The sequence below is a fragment of the Halorubrum sp. CBA1125 genome (genome assembly GCF_009742825.1).
Lineage (GTDB): Archaea > Halobacteriota > Halobacteria > Halobacteriales > Haloferacaceae > Halorubrum.
Genome location: NZ_WPCE01000291.1, coordinates 1 through 2,499, shown reverse-complemented (window position 1 = coordinate 2,499; position 2,499 = coordinate 1). Strand labels below are relative to the sequence as shown.

Annotated in this window: 2 pseudogenes; both read left to right on the top strand. The window is 70.9% G+C overall.

Annotation, left to right across the window (positions count from 1 at the left end):
* Positions 1-622: 622 nt before the first annotated feature.
* Positions 623-1,699, top strand: a pseudogene (locus tag GJ633_RS15810) (M48 family metalloprotease).
* Positions 1,696-2,499: pseudogene (locus tag GJ633_RS15805) on the top strand (hypothetical protein); the annotation flags it as partial. The pseudogenes GJ633_RS15810 and GJ633_RS15805, both read left to right, overlap by 4 nt.

Here is a 2,499-nt window from a genome sequence, read left to right as displayed (position 1 = left end):
CGTCGGCCGCGCGCTCGGCGTAGTCGACGTCCGCCGTCGCGCCCCGGCTGCCGCGTCTCGGCGCCGTCTCGATCGCGGCCGCCATCGGACGCGTCGGAGGCGTCGGCGTCTCCCGGAGCGGCTCCGTCGTCGCCCATCGGTGGGTCGTCACCCATCGGTGGGTCGTCTCCCGGGCGTGGTGTTCGGTGTCATCGCGTGTCTCGACCGCGGGATACCGGGGGAACTCGCGGGCGGGGCTGGTTAAACCGCGACGTACCAGTCGTTTTTGCCACCTCGCGTTCGGCGGACGAGGGGACCCTCATCGCACACCGCGTCGATCGTCATTCTCGATCGTTTCGAATAATTCGTTATACTCAGGAATTCGTTCGATATTCATGCGAAAGACACACAGTCTGAGAAGTACACAACCATAATTATTTATTCTGTCGAAAATTCTTAAGCGTGTTGCGCCCCGACGAAGTCGTCGGATCCGACGACGGAAACGATCCGACCAGGCGGCCACGGCACCCCCGCAGTCGGATCGTCGTGAGCGGCGGCCGGCGGACGGAGGGTAGCCGGACGCCGCAGGTCCCGATGGCGACCGTTTAATTATCTCCCGACCGAACCGCGACACCGTCAGCCGATGTCGCCCTCCATCCCCTCCATCCGGGCCGTGATCGGTCGGGAGTCACGGGGCGATCCGCTCGGAACCGACGGACAGCTCCGCTTGCGAATGCTCGTCGCGACCGGGCTCGTGGTCGCGCTCCCGTTCGCGTTCGTGTACACGTTCGTCTTCCTGATCAACGCGGTCGGGCTCCCGTTGTTGGAGTGAGCCAACGAGCGCCCCTACACCGGGGAGTTCTACGTCGACCCCGCCTTCCTCGCGGTCGTCGTCCTCGGCGGGCTCGCGGTGCAGTACCGGTACGGGCCGCGGACGGTGCTCCGGTCCGTCGGCGCGCGGCGCGTGTCGGCCGAGGAGTACCCCGAGTTGCACGCCGCCGTGACGCGGCTGGCCGCGCAGGCGGACGTCCCCAACCCGGAGGTCGCGGTCGCGCACACCGACCTCCCGAACGCGTTCGCGGTCGGCACCCCGGGCAGCGGCACCGTCGTCGTCACCACCGGCCTCCTCGACCGGCTGGACGACGACGAGCTGGACGCCGTGATCGCCCACGAACTCGCTCACCTCGCGAACCGCGACGCGAGCCTGATGACCGTCGCGTGGGTGTTGCCCACGGTCACCTACTACCTCGCCGTCCTCACCGCGTACGTCCTGTACGGGCTGTTCAGGTTCCTCCAGTTCGGCGGCGGAGGCGGCGGTGACCGCGACGGTCGCGCGCTCGCCGTCGGGATCGTCGTCATCACCGTCAGCGCGGTCCTCACCCTCACCGTCTCGGCGATGTTCTGGTTCGGGAGCGTCCTGGTCCACCGCGTGCTCTCGCGGTACCGCGAGTACGCCGCCGACCGCGCGGCCGCCGAGATCACCGGGTCGCCGGCCGCGCTCGCGAGCGCGCTGGCGACGCTCGACGGGGCGATGCCCGAGGTGCCCGACGAGGACCTCCGCGAACTCGACGGCGGCGCCGAGGCGCTGTACGTCGCGCCGCTCGAAGCGCGCGCGTTCGGCGACAAGGAGCTCGTCAGCACCGACGTGTTCCCCGAGACGCACCCGCCAACCGACGAGCGGATCGCCCGGCTCCGCGAGCTCGCGGGTGACGCCGCGTGACCCGGCGAGGGCTCGCGCCGTCACGGCGGCGGCTCCTCGCGGCCACGGCGACCGGGCTCGCGGCGGCGATCGCGGGCTGCGGCTACGTCCCCAGCGGCGGCGACCTCGCGTGGGAAGCGTCGGTCCGGACGGGCGGGTTGGCCTTCGGAGACGAGACGTGGCTCCTCTCGACGGCCGATCGACTGGTCTCCGTCCGGAACCAGTCCGGACGGACGTTCGACGTCGAGGCCGACGCCTGGCGCGACGTCTCGAACGCCGCCGTCGCCGTCCTCGGGCCAGACGGAACGGTCCGCGACGCCGGCGAGACGGAGCGCCAGGTCGTCGGGAGCCCGACCGTTGGCGACGGGGCCGCCTTCCTTCCCGTCGAGGACGGGAGGATGACCGCTGTCGACCTGTCTGCGGACGACGACGGATCCCCCGATTCCGGGGGCGAGACGGTGTCCGAAGAATCGGACGACGGTCCGAGTCGGTGGCGGGTCGACGCCCTGTCGGGCCTGGCCGCCTCCCCGGACGGCGACGCGGTCGACGGTGACGGAAGCGAAGACGCGCTCGATGGTGACGGAAACGACGACGCGCTCGACGGTAACGGAAACGACGACGGCGACGCAGATCACGCGGCCGTGCTCGGCGTCCGCGCGAGCGACGCGCTCGCCGTCGCGGTCACGGCCCGCGGACTCGCGGCGTTCGACGCGGAGACGGGCGACCACGCGTTCGCTCGCGAGGACGTGTGGACGGACGGCGAGGGGGAAGCGGTCTCGGATCCCCGCTCACGCGTCGCGGTCGACGGCGAGGACGTCTGG